Origin of the sequence: Streptomyces carpinensis (assembly GCF_002154505.1) — a bacterium.
Classification (GTDB): Bacteria; Actinomycetota; Actinomycetes; order Streptomycetales; family Streptomycetaceae; genus Streptomyces; species Streptomyces carpinensis.
Window position 1 is genome coordinate 1 of record NZ_MUBM01000752.1, and the last position, 639, is coordinate 639.

The following is a 639-nucleotide window of genomic DNA, read 5'->3' on the forward strand; positions in this document are numbered from 1 at the left end:
TCGCCCGGAGGGACCGGGCGAGCGGGGCACACAGGGGGTTTTCCATGGCTCTCGGACGCATGCGCGTTCTGACGGCGTCGGCAGCGGCACTGCTGGTGACCGCGGCAGGCACGGCCGTCGCCATGGCCGGTGACGACCACGGCCACCAGCGGCAGCGGGAGGCGGCGGCGCTGACCGGCACGGCCAAGCTGTACCGCCCGCTCGGCGACGACATCACCTTCAGCTTCGACGCGCACCTGGCGGCGAAGGACAACATGCACCCGGAGAAGGCGTACGGAACCTTCGCCTTCAGTCACTACCTGAACGGCAGGGGCGGCTGGGCCAGGGGCCGGGTCGACTGCCTGATGACGGGCGGGAGCACGGCCGTGATGACGGGCGTCGTGACCGGATCGGACACCCCGTACAAGGGGCGCCGGGTCGGGATCACGGTCACCGACGACGGGAAGCACGACAGGCTCGGCTACAGCTGGCTCAGCCAGGACACCGAGCATCTGACGGTGCCCCGATGTCTGAGCACGGGACCGTTCGAGACCGTCAAGAAGGGCAGCGGCGACTTCAAGGTGCTCCCCTGGCACCCGGTGTTCCCCACCGAGTAGACCAGGGCTCAGGTGGGCGAGCCCGAGGAGAAGCGGCGCAGCA

At 70.0% G+C, this 639-nt stretch carries 1 protein-coding gene; it reads left to right on the plus strand.

Annotated elements, in window-relative coordinates:
- Positions 1 to 44 precede the first annotated feature (44 nt).
- Positions 45 to 596, plus strand: coding sequence for a Repetin (locus tag BZY54_RS48540; protein ID WP_244217732.1), 552 nt, complete (start codon positions 45 to 47; stop codon positions 594 to 596).
- Positions 597 to 639: the final 43 nt, after the last annotated feature.